14 protein-coding genes are annotated in these 16,166 nt (G+C 51.9%); 8 read left to right on the top strand and 6 right to left on the bottom strand.

The annotated features are described in order from the left end of the window. Positions 1-21: 21 nt before the first annotated feature. Together LAQ73_RS11205 and LAQ73_RS11200 are read left to right on the top strand one after the other, a co-directional pair. Positions 22-1,632 carry a DUF7845 domain-containing protein gene (locus LAQ73_RS11205; protein ID WP_224268366.1) on the top strand — a complete coding sequence of 537 codons (1,611 nt, stop codon included), beginning with the start codon at positions 22-24 and terminating at the stop codon, positions 1,630-1,632. Positions 1,633-2,005: 373 nt separating this feature from the next. Then, the gene (locus tag LAQ73_RS11200) at positions 2,006-2,527 is read left to right on the top strand and encodes a hypothetical protein (RefSeq protein ID WP_224268365.1); all 522 of its coding nucleotides are present in this window, start codon (positions 2,006-2,008) and stop codon (positions 2,525-2,527) included. A 995-nt stretch (positions 2,528-3,522) separates the two neighbouring features. Here LAQ73_RS11200 and LAQ73_RS11195 read toward each other — a convergent pair. Beyond that, positions 3,523-3,945 (bottom strand): hypothetical protein, encoded by a 423-nt coding sequence (locus LAQ73_RS11195; protein WP_224268364.1) that lies wholly within the window; start codon positions 3,943-3,945, stop codon positions 3,523-3,525. A 626-nt stretch (positions 3,946-4,571) separates the two neighbouring features. On the opposite strand from LAQ73_RS11195, the gene LAQ73_RS11190 reads away from it, so the two are divergent. From LAQ73_RS11190 to LAQ73_RS11170, 5 genes are all read left to right on the top strand, one after another. Then, positions 4,572-4,778 carry a DUF8141 family membrane protein gene (locus tag LAQ73_RS11190; RefSeq protein ID WP_425601108.1) on the top strand — a complete coding sequence of 69 codons (207 nt, stop codon included), beginning with the start codon at positions 4,572-4,574 and terminating at the stop codon, positions 4,776-4,778. A gap of 148 nt (positions 4,779-4,926) precedes the next feature. Continuing rightward, positions 4,927-5,745 carry a DUF7847 domain-containing protein gene (locus LAQ73_RS11185; RefSeq protein WP_486606347.1) on the top strand — a complete coding sequence of 273 codons (819 nt, stop codon included), beginning with the start codon at positions 4,927-4,929 and terminating at the stop codon, positions 5,743-5,745. Between the two features lie 860 nt (positions 5,746-6,605). Then, positions 6,606-6,800, top strand: coding sequence for a hypothetical protein (locus LAQ73_RS11180; protein WP_224268362.1), 195 nt, complete (start codon positions 6,606-6,608; stop codon positions 6,798-6,800). A gap of 1,846 nt (positions 6,801-8,646) precedes the next feature. Then, the gene (locus tag LAQ73_RS11175) at positions 8,647-8,949 is read left to right on the top strand and encodes a DUF8053 family protein (protein WP_224268361.1); all 303 of its coding nucleotides are present in this window, start codon (positions 8,647-8,649) and stop codon (positions 8,947-8,949) included. 208 nt (positions 8,950-9,157) lie between these two features. Then, entirely contained in the window at positions 9,158-9,418 is a 261-nt protein-coding gene (locus LAQ73_RS11170; protein WP_317988505.1) for a DUF7386 family protein, read from the top strand. Positions 9,419-9,677: 259 nt separating this feature from the next. Here the strand turns inward: LAQ73_RS11170 and LAQ73_RS11165 are convergent, their stop codons facing one another. From LAQ73_RS11165 to LAQ73_RS11145, 5 genes are all read right to left on the bottom strand, one after another. Continuing rightward, complete coding sequence (locus LAQ73_RS11165) at positions 9,678-11,723, bottom strand: AAA family ATPase (RefSeq protein WP_224268359.1); 2,046 nt, start codon at positions 11,721-11,723, stop codon at positions 9,678-9,680. After that, positions 11,716-12,624, bottom strand: a complete 909-nt coding sequence (locus tag LAQ73_RS11160; RefSeq protein ID WP_224268358.1) for a hypothetical protein — start codon at positions 12,622-12,624, stop codon at positions 11,716-11,718. Before LAQ73_RS11160 ends, LAQ73_RS11165 begins: the two co-directional genes overlap by 8 nt. Continuing rightward, the gene (locus LAQ73_RS11155) at positions 12,624-13,202 is read right to left on the bottom strand and encodes a hypothetical protein (RefSeq protein ID WP_224268357.1); all 579 of its coding nucleotides are present in this window, start codon (positions 13,200-13,202) and stop codon (positions 12,624-12,626) included. Before LAQ73_RS11155 ends, LAQ73_RS11160 begins: the two co-directional genes overlap by 1 nt. A 12-nt stretch (positions 13,203-13,214) precedes the next feature. Beyond that, positions 13,215-13,658: a hypothetical protein gene (locus tag LAQ73_RS11150; RefSeq protein ID WP_224268356.1), complete on the bottom strand. Its 444-nt coding sequence runs from the start codon at positions 13,656-13,658 to the stop codon at positions 13,215-13,217. Positions 13,659-14,153: 495 nt separating this feature from the next. Next, positions 14,154-14,417 (bottom strand): transcriptional regulator, encoded by a 264-nt coding sequence (locus LAQ73_RS11145; protein ID WP_224268355.1) that lies wholly within the window; start codon positions 14,415-14,417, stop codon positions 14,154-14,156. 612 nt (positions 14,418-15,029) lie between these two features. Here LAQ73_RS11145 and LAQ73_RS11140 point away from each other — a divergent pair. Further along, positions 15,030-16,082, top strand: a complete 1,053-nt coding sequence (locus LAQ73_RS11140) for an integrase (RefSeq protein ID WP_224268354.1) — start codon at positions 15,030-15,032, stop codon at positions 16,080-16,082. Positions 16,083-16,166 lie beyond the last annotated feature (84 nt).

Below are 16,166 nucleotides of genomic sequence, written 5' to 3'. Positions count from 1 at the left end.
CCTCCACCGGGAGGGATTGCTGTGACCCACGTCGCCACAGCGCCTCACGAGGCTGAGGGGCATCTTATCTTCCCGGAACATGGCCTCAGTCCCTACTGGGCAGTGTCCAAACTGTTGCACCAAGGTTTCAACGGCTACTCTGGAGAAGTCAACTTCGAGCACGACGGTGACCCGTGGCACGTGAAACTCGCCTACTCGGATTCGAACATCGCCCCGCGCCCATCAGACGGAATCACGCGCTCGACGCTCTACGAGTACGAGATTCACTGTGAGGGGCTTGGACAGAAGAAGGCACACTTCAATGTCTCACCTCGATTCGAGGAGATGTGCAACCCCGACGGAGAGAAGTTGCGCATTCCGTGGCAACCTGGCGGCGAGGGCGTCGACGTTGACTTCCACGGCTCAAACCTCGAACCCGAGGAGTACCCACCTCTACTGCGCGCGGCGTTCTGCGCGCTCGCTGACGAGGCCGCGTTGATGGTCCGGCGCGACTACTTTACCGAGGTTCACGAGTCGTCGAACCTCTACACCTACGAGCGATACGTCCGGCTCTCACGCGACATGGCTCAGAAGCTGGTTCGCGCCGGAGGGACGTTCTACCGCCTGTTCTTCCTCTTGTCGAGTGAACAAGGGACGAAATGGATTTTCGCTGGTGACAACGAGGAGATCATCGGGAAGAACCACCGGCTGAAACTCTGGCCTGAAGCCGCGCAGAAGCTCATGCCGACGAACTCACGCGGAAAGCAGCTGAAATGCTATCATCCGAAGTACGTTCGTTCAGACGAGACTGAGGATGACGCATTGTTTCACCCGAAATTCGGTGTGCTGTTGAAGAAGGCGTTCAACGACGGGCGAGCATTCGCCTGGAACGACCTCCGCGAACTGCGCCGTGAGATCGAGGAAACGGTGATTAACGTTCTCTCTTGGGCGGGAATCCCGGTCGATCCACACTCGCCAGGAACGTACATCGAGGACGACCACTTCTCGCCGGCAGAATCCGAGATTCGGATTGCTCGCTACGACGATCCGTCGCCGGAGATCGAGGCTCACGAAGAAGCGCTCCTGGTGACGACACTACGCGAGTTGAGCGAAGGCGCTGAGGATGTCGTCTACGAACTGGCGACCGACGGCGGCCGTCACTACGAGGACTTAGCTGACGACACCGGTTACTCGGTGAGTACGATCTACCGCTACCTCCAGGAACTCGGTGAGCTAGTCCGAAACGACAACGGCGATCTCGACCTCCGTTCACTCAAGTTCAAGCAAGAGGTGGCCGCGATTGCTGAGCAGACAGATCGGTTCGTCCGGTCGAAGGCTGACCGCGCCGCGAAGGTGCTCAACTCTGAGACGCGAGCAGCGGCAGACAGCGCGTTGCAAAATTGGATGACCAAGTGGGCGGTGGACCTCGCCCGAGACGACCATGGGGCTGTTGACGGCTTCAGAATTGGAACGTTGGTCTCAGTCGCCAAGTCGGACCCACTACTGCCACACATCAGCGAGGCGATTCGGGAAGGACGTCGAGCATGGGTCCAGGCAGGTCGTGATGCTGTGCAGTACGAACGGATGATGTTCGAGTCGTCTGCTGACGGTGAGGACTGGTTCACGCGGCGAGTGAGCAACTGGATCGGCTGACCAGCGGTCCTCGTGAGTGGCAACGCTATTTCTGAGTCAAATATCCGGCAATCGAAGCCTCATTTTCTCCCTCGAATCTGTCCGAACCACGATTTCGGGTGGATGCATTGAGTCGTCGCGAACTGCGCTTCGCGCCGATCGAGTCGGAAATCTTCCCAGTGGATGGGAAGATCCCCTTAGGGAGTGTGCCTAAGGGCACTTGCTGAAAATGTACTCCGCCTTCGGTGGTGGCTGGTTTTCTCCATATGAAACCGTCGAGATTCCATCTCCGGCCACCCCGACTGGATTCTCCGGATTTAGTTTTGCTCTGGTTAGTAAAACTCCTTTTTGACGTTACCTCGTTCTTATTGTCTCTTGCGTGGATTACTGACTAATGGTTGAACTGTTTGGACGGAGATCCATACTCAGGGCTATCTGTGGAATTGTCACAGGGGCCAGCGCAGGATGTATGAGTCGATTGTCTACCGGACAGACACAGTCGCCAACACCGACTTCATCTCCTACTAAAAGAGAGGAATCAGACCAAGAGCAGAGAAATTGCGAGCCATTACCCACTGGACGTGATGGTGCCCCACCACCGTGGTTCGATCCGGATAGTTCGGCAGATATCGAGATTGACAACGGCGTACAGTCGGATTTAGAGGTAGTTCTAACCATTGACGATGATCAAAAAGAGATCTCGATACCTGAGGGTGATCACTGGCTCTCCGATGACATAATTGACGACGGGGAGCGCCCGACGATTACCGTTGCAACAAAAAACCTGGAAGCACGGTTGGAGTGGAAAGGAGAACAGGACAATATGGGTGTCGCGACGTTCGTAATCCGAGAGGACACTATTGACAAGCGGTTCCGTTATAAATTCTGTTCAAAATTCAGCACCTCAAATATCTGAATTAGTAGGAGGATTCGTCCGGTTACGGTATTCCTCCGTCTTCGCGCTAGTGTAGACAGTGCTGAACCCAAACTTTTCATCAGCACGCACGTGTTCCCTTGCGTGCGCGTCTTATATACTCCAACCCCGTCCCTGATCACAGCGCCCATCGCGTCGAGGACGACCGGAGGGAAGTCCGCCATGGGCATGGGCCGGAGTATCTGGTTAGTAAATAGGACCCGGTATCCAAATCCAACAATCCACCTTGCCGCGGTCTCTTGATTTGACTCCGCACTGTGGATAGCATCGTGAGACAGCTACTAACCCCGATCACCGTAGCGAGAACAGAGAAACTCAAAAGAACCAGTGAGACATCGAAATCTCGGGGTTTCAGACTCCGCTGAAATCCCCAAATCGTGACAGAAGTTGCGTGCTGAATACAGAGGGTGAGTTCAGCAAGCCATTGATGTTTGTTTCACTCGACCAGTGATGAAACAGCCCTCAGGTAGTGTGCATTTACCGCTTCAATCTCGCACCGCTGTCTGCTCCGGAGGATATAGGTCGCATCACAGACATACAGTAGACAGTTCAATATGCACGACGCTATAGCCGAGGCACTTCCGGGGTGGGCCACCTATCTTGCGGTGGTTTTCACCGTCGTCCTTGGTTTTCTTGTGGGCGATTTCTTTGGACTCGGTATTCTAAGTCGGGTTGTAGTAACTCTAGCTCTGTATGTGACATTTAGTAAGACACTCGGCCTCATTTTGAACTAAAGAAGTATATACAGTTGCTTTTATTGAGTCTGAGAACTCTCTGGATCTAACATCAAGACCAGCGGGGGTCGAGTGACCGACTCGCGCTGTGTATCTCGCAGAATACGATTCACCTGCCTATTCCCTTCCAGAATTGGCGTGACCGATACAGAGGATGAGTTCAGCACGGGTGCGCCGTTTGTTTCACGTTGGTGGCAGCGAACTAACCGTTCGGTAGGCCTGCAAATCTATCGAATTACGTACTCACTCTCGATTGCGGTAATGGGCAGCGAACATTTCTACAAAAATGCCGATGACAGGGACGAGTTGAGCTACCGTTGCGGTACGTTCGCCCATCGAGGTCAGCAGGTACAAAGCATAGGTGAATCCACCGAGTATCAGCAGACAGCCTGCAGCCACGGTCAGGGAATCTCCTGCTCCATAGAAATAGAACCGAGACGCGCCGCCGAGAACAAGACACACCGGAATAGCCCACCTGATTACGGGCAGTATCTGCGGATACATCGTCAGCACCCCAGCTACGAATCCCCCACCAACGAGAAGGGACAAAAGACGCCCAGTCGGGTGTTTCCAGACCCTACTGGCCGATTGACCAACAGTCATTGTCCAACTATTCTTACAGTTTACAATAAGTCTTCCCTGTGTATGATGTGGTACGTCCACCATCTATACTGAGCAATCGGAATCGTTCAAATCATGCATTGAATTGGTGACCGATACGCGCCCTGTATTCAGCACGACTGTAGACACCTCCCCATTCCCTATCAGAAGTTGTGTGTTGGATACAGAGGTTGGATCTACCAGAGAGTCCAAATTCTATTCGCGAGTTCACATCACTGACAAACGCTAACACGGTGTCAATAAAAAGGTCAGGCGCGGTAGTCATGGTGACGTGTTCACTGACCGCCAATCCTCGTCAGGCCACTCAGAATTCAGAAATAAGGCTCCCTTCGCTGCTTGGAACTCGTAGAACTCCCTCTGACTCCCGCCGTGGTTGAGGTGGCACTCCTTCAGGAGATCGCAGTACGTACCCTTCACGACCGCGCCGGGCGCTACGCCAGAGACTTCGTGGAGTTCCTTCGCGCTACCGGCGATTACGTCCTCATCATAGGTGGCGATTTCTTACTCAGTTGTTTCCGTCGTCATCATCGTCGCCTCCAGTGACACAGGAATTGTAAATACAGTGATATTACGACCACCAGCGTACTCCTGGGAAAACAACACAGCTCCGAATAGTCACGTCAGTCGAATAGAATTAAATAGCGGTGCTGAAAATCCGTTAGCAACCCTCCATGATACGCGACGTTTCTCGGTGGTTCGAGTCGAAATCGTTCTCGGTACAGATCATCATCTTGGCGCTCGTTCTCGACCCATTCGGATTCGTTTCCGGGTATCTGCTCGCACCCTCTCTGGGTGTCGACCCGCTGATGGGTGGCGTGTACGGTCTCGTGGCGGCAAGTCTCCCGATGTCGTTATTCGTGATGCGACAAAACGCCTGAATCGTCGGTTTGTATCCGCCGAACGACGAGTTACTTCGCTTGACGTGTCCTCGAGTCGCCGCAGGGTGACTCGAATCGAATGTTGACAGCGCCGAAAATAGTCAACGTACCGGAACTACTATCAGGAATTGAGTTAGAGAAGTGACCGATGGCTGTCCTGAATGCCCTCCGAAAGGTGCCTGGTGCACTAGCCCAAAATCCGATCCTCATCGCGTTGGTTGGATTGCTTGGTCTCATGCAAGCACCGCAGTTGCTCGCACAGTACGTCAGTCCAATACTCTCGCTCGCCGTTTCGGCACTGCTCTTCGTCGTGTACATCTTCGGCGTTCCGTTCGCCCAAGGTGGGATTATCGGCATGGCCGACGAGGCGCTCAGAACGAAAACAAAACTCGGGACGTTCGTCCAGACCGGCAAAGAGAATTATGTCTCACTACTGGCCGCGTACCTCGCCGTTACCGGGGTCGTTCTCGTGTTGATGTTCGTCGTCTTCGCCGGCATCTTCGCCGGCATCTTCTCCGCCGCGACTGGCAGCCAGACTGGATTACTCATCGGCCTCGGCGTCGGTCTCGTCGTCGGCCTCGTCTACCTCGTGTTCGCCTTCTTCATACAGTTCTACAGCCACGAAATCGTCCTGAACGACGCAAGCGCTGTTTCGGGTCTCAAAGGGAGTGTCGGCCTCGTCCGACGGAACCTTCTGAGCACCGCCGGGTTCTTCCTCGTCACGATGGCTGGTGCCCTCGCGGTCGGCGGCGTCGTCGCCGGTGCGCAGTTCTTCTTGCTGCCGCAATCGACGACGACTGCGACGACCGTACCCGCACAACTTCCGTTGACGAGCGTCCTCGCACAGATCGTGCTTACCACCGTCCTCACGGCGCTCGCCGGGAGTCTGGGCGCACTGTACTCGGTCGCGTTCTACGAGGAGATTCGAGACCGAAAGCCCGCCACCGACTCGGCCACGACTCTCTAAATCGTCGGCTCTCACTCAGAACATAGCGCATTTTTGAGGTGCTGTGGGTGAACCCGAGGAGCAGCTCTGTTGAAATCCTCAGCCGATGATAGAACTGATATGCAAGATACAGAGGGTGTACCCAGCAAGCAGCCATCGTCTGTTTCAACCGTTTGATGACGAAATACCCGATACGAAGGTGGGCGAAGCGCTCATTTTGAAACGTGAGGCTGACTCAAACAAATACCTATGTCGACGTGTACTCTATCGGAACCTGTCCGTGCACCTGAGTAAGTCCACCGTTTTCGGGCCCGTACTCCTTATATTACTCATCGCATTCGGAGCTGCGGTCACTAATCAGTTTCCAACACTATCGGTCGGTGGTGTAATTGTCTCGAAGCCCGTCATAGTCGGCCTTATTGGTGGACTCCTGCTTGTAGCACTCATCATCTCTCATTACCGCTCCGGAGAACCTCGAGAGTGGACACAGTGGGTTCTGTTCGGAGTTGGGATTGTGCTCGCGCTCGCTCAACAGCCGCCTTTCAACTGGATTGGCGTGTTGGCCATCTTCTTGAGCTTCGCTGTGAAATGGGAAATTGACCAGCGTCTCTTCAAGATCGTTCCTCGATAGGTCTATTAGCTATACCGAGCAGTTCGAGTAGTCCACAGAAAGACTGAGCCAAGATGACCGATACGCGCTCTGTATTCAGCAGCCAGTATATGAATTCCTCAACCACTGTCAGTAACGGAGTGCAAGATACAGAGGATGTATTCAGCACCCGACTGCCGTTCGTTTCACGCCTTTAGTTGTGAAACAGCCGTTCAGTAGAAGCGTGCTTAGCTATCGAAACAGTCTTGGGTAAATCCTCTCAAAACTGTCTGTGGATAGAAATGAACTTTACCACATTGTCGGACTATTTCTTTTGGCGATGATGACGCTGACGAGTGATTTCTCATCGCTCACGTTCCCCGCCAGCATATTCGGCTCCATAGCGTTCTTTATCTCCTTTGCAGTGATGATTCTCGCTCCGTCATATGTTATCGCAGATGCTGTGGTGGGATTGACCCAGAGATAGTTCGTCTGTACATAACAACGAGACCGGGAAGTTCGAGTGACCGACTCGCGCCCTCTATTCAGCAGTCGGTGAGCGAACTCCTCAACGGCTGTCAGTAACGGAATGCGAGATACAGAGGATGCGTTCAGCACAGTGGTATCAACAGAGGGCTACTGACCAGCTTCTTGTGGATTGTAATAGTAATATATGGAGAAGCCAGCGTACACGGTAATCAATCCAAGAAGGATTGCCAATAATGGGTGGAGACTCGCACCAATCGCTCCAATTCCGACGGCAAGTACGAATGTCGTCAAATAAACGAGTACACCTACTACAAGTGTTCGACCTATTCGGTCAATAATATCGAGGTTTTCGGAGGGCATAGATTGTCAGTAGCAAACATGGATTGAATACCTATCGGTGACAGACACACGATGGTGTTACGGCCCAGTCCACCGAAACTGCCCCTGCAAGACACGCGCCTTGTATTCAGCAGAACCTCTACGAACTACCAAGATTCAGTCAGAAATACCGTGCGAGATACAGAGGATGTATTCATCACGGAGGGCTTGTTTATTCCATCTCGCCAACGCTGAACCAACCGTTAAGTAGGAGTGCTTATTTTGCAGATGGTGGTCGCGGACGCAGTTCGTCTCTGGATGAAAAGGGGTAGCCCTCGATGGAGAGTTCCTCGATATTTTCCTCGCCTATAGAATATGTTACCGTGTAAGAGTGCGAGGTTGGCTGAATAAGTCGGTAAACATCCTCAATCTCTCCTCGGCATTGGAGTTGGATACGGAACTCATCGGTGGCTGTCTGATTAACTGAGCTTGCTGTGCAGTCTGCACGTATGTCATCCCCGTCATCAATCGAATATCCCCGTGAACCAAGTAGGCCGTTATAGAGGCGGGTCTGTTCATAGTCGATGAGATGTGTAGTCGCTGTTGTGCGATTGAGGGTTGCTGGTCGGTCAGGGGCAAACGGATTCTGTTCACTCACTATTGTCGGACTATAGGGTGAATCTGCCACCAGTACTGTACTCACCGCAAGCGTGCCTGCAACGATGAGAACTACAGTGAGTCGTCGCATGTAACCACTACTACCGAGAATACTCTGATAATTGTAAGGAAGACACAAAGAGCGGTTTGTCTTATTAATACTAATCTTAAGCGGTCAGTCACCGGGGGACGGTTGCGAAGTAGAACCCCTGTACTCACCGACCACCGTCCTTCGGAGATTGACTCTCTCCTCATGCTGCATTCGCGCACTGTATTCAGCAGTGGGAGATCGAACTCCTCAACCACTGTCAGTAACGGAGTGCGAGATACAGAGGGTGCTGTGCAGCACAGAATCGTGGTGTGTCACTCGTTCAGATTTCAGCAACTTTGTATAGTGTATTGTTATTTGTCGTGTCCAGAAGACATATAGATAAACAAGATTCTCTGTCAGGTATGGGATTTGAGTCGGGTTGGAGGGAAGCGATGAATCTTATCGGAGCGTTGATTCTCGGGTTCGTCTTTTTCCTTCTCGTACAATATCTCAACCTATTTTCGATAATCGAGTTATCTTCAATACTCAATGAGATGTGGTTCCACATCACCGTCGGTATCTTCATTGGATATGTTGTTGCGCGGATAACTACATAATTCGTCCACCATTTGTTTGTTCGAGAAACCCTCTGTGTCTACCGCTCCAATCTGTTCGTTATGACCACTTACTCGTGACCGACTCGCGCTGTGTATTCAGCAGCACCTCTGCGAACTCTCACTGATTGAGGGTTTCAACAGAGCGGGGTATCTCTAATCCACTTCTCGGGGGACCATGTACAGTTAAGTACCATGGGATGGCCGCGGTGGTGGACATAACAATGCCAATCCGTAAACTCAGCAACCGAGCCGGTACACCGACGATCTCACTCGACAAAGGCGACCTCGCGCTTGACGGGATCATGGACGAGGATGGGACAATCCCAGATTGCCAAATGATGCATCTCCAGCGGATGGGAGAAGGCGTCTACGTCGTGCGCGCAATCCCTGACGGCCACGAGGATCTGAAGCCGCTTCGAGAAACTGAGATGGTGCAGGGACTCGCCGCGATGAAACTCCACCAGGAGCAACAACGTACCGAAGAGAAAGTCAGCAAGCGCTTGGAAGCGGGTGCTCAACTCTAACCCCTCCCAGTTGAGCGCAGATGTATACAGTATCCTCGATGTATGCACCCTCCCGCTCACTTCGGTGAGCGCAGGTGCATAGAAATCGGCTCACCGTTCGGCGTGATCGAGACGGCCGCGACGGTCGAGCGGATCCGATTGATAACGAATCGCTGTTGAGTGACTGCAAATTCACGCATCGGACCCCCCGGTGCATACCCTCGTTTATATGACTAAGAGAACCAGCCTGAAGTTGACTGACGACCGCCAGCTGTTGTTAGAGCAAGCCAGTGAGATCGTGGCGAGTGACCCGAGTGACGACCCACCGATGTCGGTGGTGATCGACGCGGCGCTGACGCACTTGGTGCAGAGTCACGAGAATTTGGAAGAGGTTCGAGGCAAGTATCCGCCGCAGACGGTGAAGGACTGCTGTAATACTGACGTGGTTGGGTTGAGGTATCGGACGAGTATTGAGAGTCGCTGGCGGTAGAATCAGATTTCTAGTAACCCGCCTTCCGGTTCGACACAACCCTACGAGCCGCCATTCTAACCTCTTTGGCTGGTAGAGATCCTAGGTTGAAGAATACTGAATTAGCGCGCAGATAGAGAGATTAGTGGGAACATTGAGTCGAAGCATTGCGGTTCAACGTCGACGATGCTTTCCGCGAAATTGTACGTGCGCTAACCGAGAGTATGTAATTCATCATACGAAGGCGCACTCTACTCACTTCGAATTGACGACGCATGTTTTAGTCGAATTCCACTAGATTGTATCTCCTAGTGTACCGAGAAGGATCAAAGTCTCCAGTTTCCGCAGAGGCCAGTATTATTTGATAATCTGGGAGAATTTCGGGAAGAGCGGTGATAAAATCTGCAATATCTCTTGCGTTACGTTCGTCAACTTCGTTGGCGAACGGTGAGTCGACGACGAATAGTTTGAGCGGTAGTGTATTGATCGACTCACTAAGTAGCTTCAAAACGGCAGTATGGAAAAGTAGTGCATGAAGATTGATCTCGGCTGTGCTCTCATCGGCAACTGACGAGTCCAATCTACCGGAAGAAGTAACGATTTCGAAATGGTAGGATCCTCCGGATTTGAACTCAACATTATGAGCGTCCCTAAGAGTGCCCTCGGAGAAATGACTGAAGAGGTGTCGCATCTCCTCTCCTATTCTCGACTTGATTTTTTTCCGTTGACTTTGCCGAGCCTTTGCAATGATTCCTTTCAGCCGACGGAAGGCTTGACGCCGGTTATCTTTCTCTTTCGCGATATCAACGAGGTGAGCGTTTGCCTTCCGTTCGTAGGTAACATGGGCAAGTTGTTGCTCAAGTGTTTCTTCTTTAACTCGAAGCTCAACTGTTTCGTCTCGTAGATTGCGAACCTCTCGCTGGAGCTTGTCTTTTTCGTCAGCTATGTCAGATAGATCATTCGATTGAATATCTCTTGAGAGGCCCTGTATCCTCGCCTCAATAATTCCTATTGAATCGCTAAGATGATGGTTTCTCCCAATCAACTCTTGTTCTTGTTCACGAAGTTCTTCTAAGCTCTCTTCGTACTGAACACCATCTGTTTCCGTGGCCTTTTCTGACTGTGCATATTCAACCTCTGTTCGATAACGGTCGCCAGGCATCTCCTTCTGACACAGAGGGCAAGCATGATCGTGTAGCATCGCCTCTCGTTGTTCTGTGTCCACCTTGTTGGTACAAATCGGACATCTATCTGGAATCGTCATGAAATTCCGCAGTTCGTCGGCAATTCCACCCATATCGCTTACCAGTTCTGTATCTTGGTATCGCTCAATGGTTCTGCGGATGCTGGCCAGGTCTTCAACAACTTCGCTCCGTTCCGTTTTTAGGTCCGCTAAACGCCCTCTCAGTTCGTTTCGTTTGTCTCTGAATTTTTCTAGTTGATTCTCGCCCTCAAGAGCAGATCTCAGATTTTCGAGCTCATCTTCTTTCTCTTTTAACTGGTGCAGTTTCTCCTGCAGGAGGGTCTTTGTAGATTCCAGATCCTCCCGTAGATTAGCCTGCTCGCTCTCATATCGACGTAATTCCTGCGCTGCTTTATCTTCCTCATCCTCCAGTTCCAGCTCCTCAATTTTATTCTCAATAGCCGAGATTACAGTTGTGATATTGATTCCGAACAGGAGGTCTAGCAATTCTGAATGTTTCTCTCCAAGGAATCTGGTGAAGTCCTCCGACATTAAGAAAAATAGCGACAGTACGGAGTATGGATCGTGGCCCCTCTGCTTGAGAGACTGCAGACCAAATGTCTCAAGTACGTCCGATGGATCAGTGAATTTCCCCGAAATGGTTGCCTCTGTGGTGTGTCCTTCGGAAAGGTACGGCTGTTGATGTCCAGACAACGAACTTCCCTGACCACTTTGGCGAAGTGCCCTTTCAAGCGTAGCAGGGGAATCATCAATTGTCCAGTACCCCGTCGTGGAAAGCACGCTTTTCCTCTTGTTGACGAGGTTCGTCATATCGAAGGCTGATGGATTCTTGGGCAAACCTGCAATATTATACAATAGTGCCTTGACCAAGCTGGTTTTCCCCTTAGAGTTACGGCCGTAAAGAATCGTATCTGCCCGGTTAAACGCGACATCTGCTTCATCAATCGTTCTAAAGTTTTTTGCAAAAAATCTGTCTAACCGGATGTCATCTGCCTCGAAGTGAAACTCTGCATAATACTCTCGGAAAAATTCTTTGAACTTCTTTTTTTGTTCCTCTGAGAATTTATCCTCTTGCTCGATTCGCTGGTCAACACGCTCGAAAACTGGTGGCTGCTCAGACATTGATCTGGGATTTCTTCTGGTCTCGCTCCGATTTGAACTTCTTTGGCCGTCCGTTCAATACGACTTTGCCGTCTCCACAAGTGCTGAACCGCTCAAGGGATTCCAAGTGGCTGCTGATTCCGGCCTTAGAAGACGTAGCAAAGTCCTCAAGAACGGTATTCTGCTGGATCTCCCACTCGTTCAACAAGAAACTATCAAAGTTGTTCAGACGTTTCTCAAACCGCGTCAGGAATAGTTCGGCCGCCTCTCCAAGAGAAACCGAGTATGTAATGTCCCACTCTGGCTGAGGATCGTCGATTGTCTCTCTATCGAGTATCTGCCAGGCAGCGAGACGGTCTTGATCTCTCTGCAAACTATCCGACCAGACGTAATCGCCTCTACGCTCGAAGGTGTACCTGAATCCAGTCTTTTCTAACATTCCGAATCCATGGTCATCCGAAACTGCATATGAATCTGATTCGGAGAGCCGGTAGTTAACCAGATACGCAAGCGAGTGTAGGTTCTCTAAAGGCTCAACCGCAATTTCTGCTCTCTCCTGATACTGTTCAAGTAGTTTGAGGAGCATTACGAAGTCAACGATCTCGTCAAGGCCGTAATCAATGACGCTCAACGCTCTGAATGCATCTTTGACCGGTACAGATCCCGTCTCAAATCGTTTAACTATCTGATTATCAATTTGGTTTTGCTGGAGGAACGAGACGATAGGTTCTGCCGGAAAGACAGCCTCATTCAGAAAGTCAAAATACTCAGCCCGCAGATCGCTCTTCGAACTTTCTTCCTTCCGGGCTTGGAGGGCCTGATTATGGACTGGACGAGCAGTAGCGAGGTAGTTTGTGAGCTGATCGCTCTCTAGTCCCGCCCATTCTCCGACACGACGGAGCGCGAGCCATCTGTCCGGCATTATATTCTTATGTCGTCTATCATTTCTGCAGCTTCATTACTCCACTCAATTACAGTCTGCTCGCTGCCGTTAGGATTCACTCCAAAGTCCAAGTAGCTTGCCACCCATGCTTCGATGTCCTCTACGGTGTCTGCAACGCGGATACTGAGATACTGGCTTTCTATCTCAGCGCGTGTTTTGTCAGGGTTACTTTGTTGTTCATCAATCCACGTAAACACCCTTGCTTCGGCGGGTAGCGTTGCAAGTTGATATCTAAAGCCTACTCGGAGCTCTTTCTCAAGCAACGTTTGAGGGTCAATAATCCAAAGGCTATGTGCCAAGAGTCGACACTGGGCGTCGCGTTGCTCTTCAGGCGAACTCCAGACAGACTGTTCGAACAATTGGTATCCGTCTTTGGTCTCTCTGGAGCCAATTGAGTCTCCGTAGTCAACGACTTTCTTGCAGGCTCGGTTGACGATATCTATGACCGGATCGCCAAAGCAATCTGCGTTTTGCTGGCAGATAATCAGAATATTCTCTATGTGTTCGTCGCAATCCTCATCCCGTGGGTGCGGATCGAGATATTGGCCGCCAGCCATCAGAAATCCAAATTAACCCAGGATATATAAATCATTGGCTAATTCTGAAAATTCCTCTGATCGAATCTGTTCCTCTCGACCGACAAAGTCGTCTTCATCTTCGAATTTTGCTGCCCACCTAGTCAGCCGTTCAGCTACCTCCTCGGTCCCTGATGCAGGCTCTTCCCTAATTGAGTCCGCTATTGATCGGGCTAACTGAACAAGCCTTTTCGGTGCGTCTTCCTCAACGTCTCTTGTCCCTTTTTCTATCCTCGTGGAAAGGTTAAGAAACTCCTCGATATTTTCAGATACTTGCTTAGTTCGCACCTCTGATCGGATTGTCGTTACTAATCCGACTGCCGCCAATTGTGCGTACAGTAGAGAATATACGATTCCGAGAGTGACATCTGCAACTGAGAAATCCAGGTATGCACGAGGTGCGACGAAGGCAATATAACCCCCGCTGATAATCCCCATGCCTAATAGTGAATAGGCACAGACTGATACGATTCGTGAGCGAATATTCCTGAGGCCTATCGAATACGTACGTTCGGAAAGCCAACTAATCGTCAGATATAGAGATACGAGGAGGATGAGTGAAATCATTCCAAATAGAATAGATTGAATGAACTCTCTCAGTGGTAGTAAGAGAATAGGGGCCGACCCGATAATCAACGACATCAAGACCGGTAGCGTCTGAGTGAATAGGTTCCCAAAGAACTCTGCGTCACGGCCGTAGGTCAGATAATCGATTTTCCTCATCTGTAATCAAGTGCTTCTGAATGAGCTCTGCCACTTCATCTCAGGCCAGCATATAATCTGATCTTTTCGACTCAGTTCGGAGGCAAGGTGGCCGCGAAGTCGAGATCGAGAAACTAGCTCCACTTTTTCCACAGTCATAAGCAGTCTGGACGAGGCGGATCCGCTCAAGTGCACTCCGACACGTATCGCTCATCTCGCCCTAAACAGCAGTTAGTCTCTAACGTCCAAATCACTTGCATCCAGGTTGCCATCTAAATATTGATGTCCCAATTCAGAAATGACATAATATCCCCGTTCGATACGCTCTACTAGTCCATAATCTACGAGAATAGCTAATCGACGGGTAACTTCCTCTCGACTTCTATCGATATTCTTCGCGATAACTGCAGGAGATAATATCATTTTAGAGTCCCCGAGAGCCTCTAAAATCCGTTCATCGGTCGGTAGTTGCATCCAATTCCCCGGTTTCCGCATTGAGTTACCCACGTAGAACCAGAATGTTACAGGTGCCGATTCTGCAAATTCTACTCAACTAACATTGAGGTATAGCTCAACAATTAGTGAGGTAGATTTATGTGGAGTCCGTTCTCACCTGTTGCTCAACGGGAACAACACGCGGTCTCGACTGTCCGTCGGGTTCGCTTTGAAAGCATGCGGACCGGTGTAGGGACCAGGTCCGCGTCAGCTCCCGTAGAACCGGTACGGAAGCCATGTACGCAAACCAAGCGCGGGATATTGAAACTCCCGCACGACGAGCGGATAGCACGTCAATCGCCTGCCCGACATGCGGACGGACAACCGTCGGGATCTCCACACGCGGACCGTCGAGCCACCATCTCATTCCGTATGGCCACCGCGCCCGCACGGTGACCGCCCGCGATCTCGCGGAGGGTCGACAGTGAGTTTCGGAACGTATCGGAACGCGCTGAGACGTATCGGAAATCCGCGTAGGGCGACTAATAGCCGAAAAATCGGGCGACAAAGACGAGTTCGGTCGAGTATCGGAACTGACAGCCCCTCGCTTATGGCGCTGACAGTCTTGCCTTCGTCACGTTGGGTAATGACGCGAAAGCCGCAGGTGAGAAGATGACCGACTCCCTTGATCCGATCACGCCGGAGGCGGCGTTGAGCTACTATCTCGATACGCGCCGGTACGATCTCGCCGACAACACGTACCAGAGCCACCGCTACCGACTCGAATCGTTCGTGCAGTGGCTCGAATCGCCGGACCACGGAGACGAGGCGATTGTCAACATGAACGATGTGGACCTCCGAACGATCCACGCCTACCGCGTGTTCAAGCGCGAGGAGAACTGGGAGGGAGACGAGCCCTGCAACTCGGTGACGATGCAGGGACAGGTCTCGACCCTCCGAACGTTCCTCGACCACATCTCGGATATCGACGGCGTTCCGGACGAGCTGCCCTCTCGCGTTCGACTCCCGCGCCTTCTCGACGGCGAGGACGTAGACGAAAGAGCGCTCGACGCCGAACGCGCACACGCGATTTTGGAGCATATGCAGAACTGGGAGTACGCGACGACCGAACACATCGCGATGCTCCTGCTCTGGCGGACCTCCTGTCGGATGGGCGGGCTTCGCGCGCTCGACCTCGATGATTTCGACGCTGACGACCGCGCGCTCTGTTTCCGTCACCGTCCCGAGACGGGGACAGCGTTGAAGAACAAGGCGCGAGGCGAGCGGGACGTGTCGATCAAACCTCGCGTGGCGTCTGTCCTCCAGGACTACATCGACGGTCCGCATCGAAATCGGGTCACCGACGATCACGGCCGAGATCCACTGCTCACGACAAGATACGGTCGTCCGAGTACGACGACGATTCGGACATGGGTCTACAAGTGGACGCGGCCGTGCGCAATCGGGCAGAAGTGTCCCGACGACCGCGACCTCGACGAGTGCGAGGCGACATATCGCCAGCACGCGAGCAAGTGTCCGTATTCCGTTTCCTCACACCCGGTCCGGGCAGGCTCGATCACTGCGTATCGAGACGCCGGGACGCCGCGCGACGTAGTGAGCGACCGCGGCGACGTGAGCGAGAAGATTCTTGAGAAGCACTACGACCGAGCCTCGAACCGTCAGCGAATGCGACGGCGCGAGCAATTCATCCCAGATAACCTGTAACAATGCAATTCCACGGCCCAGTTTCGACTACGACGGCAGCTGCAGAGTCAAATACGATACCCGCGTTGGCCCACCTTCCAAACG

Source organism: Haloprofundus salinisoli (assembly GCF_020097815.1).
In the GTDB taxonomy this organism is placed as follows: Archaea; Halobacteriota; Halobacteria; order Halobacteriales; family Haloferacaceae; genus Haloprofundus; species Haloprofundus salinisoli.
This window is presented reverse-complemented; position numbering and strand designations above follow the sequence as displayed.

Bases quoted from the DNA above. Each gene is read 5' to 3' on its own strand.
- LAQ73_RS11200 (WP_224268365.1), top strand. From the start codon at position 2,006: ATGGTTGAACTGTTTGGACGGAGATCCATACTCAGGGCTATCTGTGGA.
- LAQ73_RS11195 (WP_224268364.1), bottom strand. From the start codon at position 3,945: ATGGTGGACGTACCACATCATACACAGGGAAGACTTATTGTAAACTGT.
- LAQ73_RS11190 (WP_425601108.1), top strand. From the start codon at position 4,572: ATGATACGCGACGTTTCTCGGTGGTTCGAGTCGAAATCGTTCTCGGTA.
- LAQ73_RS11185 (WP_486606347.1), top strand. From the start codon at position 4,927: ATGGCTGTCCTGAATGCCCTCCGAAAGGTGCCTGGTGCACTAGCCCAA.
- LAQ73_RS11175 (WP_224268361.1), top strand. From the start codon at position 8,647: ATGCCAATCCGTAAACTCAGCAACCGAGCCGGTACACCGACGATCTCA.
- LAQ73_RS11170 (WP_317988505.1), top strand. From the start codon at position 9,158: ATGACTAAGAGAACCAGCCTGAAGTTGACTGACGACCGCCAGCTGTTG.
- LAQ73_RS11165 (WP_224268359.1), bottom strand. From the start codon at position 11,723: ATGTCTGAGCAGCCACCAGTTTTCGAGCGTGTTGACCAGCGAATCGAG.
- LAQ73_RS11160 (WP_224268358.1), bottom strand. From the start codon at position 12,624: ATGCCGGACAGATGGCTCGCGCTCCGTCGTGTCGGAGAATGGGCGGGA.
- LAQ73_RS11155 (WP_224268357.1), bottom strand. From the start codon at position 13,202: ATGGCTGGCGGCCAATATCTCGATCCGCACCCACGGGATGAGGATTGC.
- LAQ73_RS11150 (WP_224268356.1), bottom strand. From the start codon at position 13,658: ATGGGGATTATCAGCGGGGGTTATATTGCCTTCGTCGCACCTCGTGCA.
- LAQ73_RS11145 (WP_224268355.1), bottom strand. From the start codon at position 14,417: ATGCGGAAACCGGGGAATTGGATGCAACTACCGACCGATGAACGGATT.
- LAQ73_RS11140 (WP_224268354.1), top strand. From the start codon at position 15,030: ATGACCGACTCCCTTGATCCGATCACGCCGGAGGCGGCGTTGAGCTAC.